We start from the raw sequence: 1,948 nt of genomic DNA on the forward strand, positions 1-1,948 counted from the left end.
TGAGCATTTTTCATCCTGAGTAGCGGCCTTCTTCCACGAACTGCAGCACAAGGATCGCCTGTACGAGCGCGGTCGCTCGATGCGGGCAACAGCGCAGCCTGGTCAGCACCTTCCAGCTCTTCAAGGTCGCGACGGCACGCTCACCGATGGCCCGGATACGGGCGTGGGAGCGGTTGACATCTCGCTGTCCGCGCGACAACCAGGGACGATGGCGATGCCGCTTGAACGGCGTCCGGATCGTGCCGCCCGCGCCTTCATAGCCCTTGTCTGCAAAGGTCTTCACGCCGGCGCTGGTCAAGGCGTCGATCAGTCCGACCGTTCGAGCGGCGGTCACGTCGTGCACGGCGCCCGGCAGCGCGGGCGAGGCCCACACCAGTCGGCCCACAGGGTCGGCCAGCAGTTGCACGTTCATTCCATGCTGCTTGTGTTTGCCGCTGTAGTACGGCCGCTCGTCGGCGAGGCGGTCGATGGGGATGAGGGTGCCGTCGAGGATGGTGTAGGCCAGCCGGGATGCGCGTTCGACGGCGGCGTGCACGTCGTCGGCCAAGGCGGCCAGGAGATCGACGGCTTCACGGACGTAGCGCCAGGCCGTGGTGGTCCCCACGGCGAAACCGGCGGCCAGGCGGGCGTAGGTGTCGCCATTACGCAAGTGGGCCAGGACCAGTAGCGCCTGCCGCGCCGGGTCTAACTTCCGCCACCGGGAGCGGCGTTCGGCGTGCCGGGCGCGAATGAGTTCGGCCAGGCGAATCAGAGTGTGGTTGGACAGCGGAATCGAGGCACGGTAAGACAGCAACGAGGCTCCCGGTTGGGGCATCGGATCTTGGTCGACTGCTGTCTTATCGGGAGCCTCCTTTCATCCGCCACCGCTTTCCGCAGCCCCATCCTGACTGTTGGCCCTCATCGAAAGTGTCATGCGGTGGGCTCGTGACCCACGTAGTGACAAGTAGGTTGAGCAGAGTTTGGTCGGGATTGCGCATCGAAGATGGCAAGATCCGACGAGCGGGCCATTGCACCCCGGGGCAGGTGCGGTCACTGTGGTGGCATGCCGGCGATCGACACCATGGACGGGCTACGACTGGCTGTCGACGAGTTCGACACGCAGGGCTTCGACCTGCTCGTTGAGGCGAAGGCACTCGACCTGGCCGCGCGATCGCTCGCCGAGTCCGGCCTGTTACTGCTCGGTGAGGTGCACGGCGTGCGCGAGAACCCTCTGATCGTCCAGGGCCTCATGCGGGCACTGGGCGTGACCACGCTGGCACTGGAGTGGCCGGAGCAGCTCAAGCCGGAGCTCAACGCGTACCTCGCGGCACAGGGAGGGCTCGACCATCCGCTGTGGTGGACGGGCGACGGGCGCATCACTGCCGGGCACTTCGCGGTGCTCAAAGCCATGAAGGGTGTACGGATCATCCTGTTCGATGGGCTGGCGCTCACGCCCGACTGGTCGCAGCGGGACGCCGCGATGGCGCGAAGGATCCTGGACGCGCACAGCGAGCGGACGCTGGTCCTCGCGGGCAACGCCCATACCCAGACCTCCGTCACCGACTTGGGGACGCCGATGGGGGCGCACCTGGCGGCGGCGCGGCCGGCGATGCGGAGCATCCGGATCGCCTACGGGACCGGGAGCTTCTACAACCTTGAGCCACGACGGTCCGGCGGCCACTCGGGAGGCCCGGGGCTGCGCAGCGCCGAGAACGGCGAGTTGATCCTCGGATTGCCCGTGTTCTCCGAAGCGATGGTGCCGCACCTGCCGGACGATCTGCTGCGTGAGCGATACGGCTGATGATCGGCCCCGGGCTCTGCGTAGAGGGCGCGATCTGCTGACCCTCCGCGACCTGCCACATGACATCTTGAAGCGATCGTTTGCCGGCTTCATGACATTTTGCGTGTGTAACTGCCAACTTCAGCGAGCAAGCACACTGACCAGTGCCGTCACGATGGAAAGAGCTCA

The 1,948-nt window shown here is 66.1% G+C and carries 2 protein-coding genes; one reads left to right on the forward strand and one right to left on the reverse strand.

Annotation, left to right across the window (positions count from 1 at the left end; genetic code table 11):
* Nucleotides 1-10 precede the first annotated feature (10 nt).
* Nucleotides 11-793 (reverse strand): transposase family protein, encoded by a 783-nt coding sequence (locus AB0H84_RS53360; protein WP_357622462.1) that lies wholly within the window; start codon nt 791-793, stop codon nt 11-13.
* A 249-nt stretch (nt 794-1,042) separates the two neighbouring features.
* Here AB0H84_RS53360 and AB0H84_RS53365 point away from each other — a divergent pair, with 249 nt between their 5' ends.
* Entirely contained in the window at nt 1,043-1,780 is a 738-nt protein-coding gene (locus tag AB0H84_RS53365; RefSeq protein ID WP_357622465.1) for a hypothetical protein, read from the forward strand.
* Nucleotides 1,781-1,948: the final 168 nt, after the last annotated feature.

This window comes from Nonomuraea sp. NPDC050786 (genome assembly GCF_040654115.1).
GTDB lineage: Bacteria > Actinomycetota > Actinomycetes > Streptosporangiales > Streptosporangiaceae > Nonomuraea.

Bases quoted from the DNA above. Each gene is read 5' to 3' on its own strand.
- AB0H84_RS53365 (WP_357622465.1), top strand. From the start codon at position 1,043: ATGCCGGCGATCGACACCATGGACGGGCTACGACTGGCTGTCGACGAG.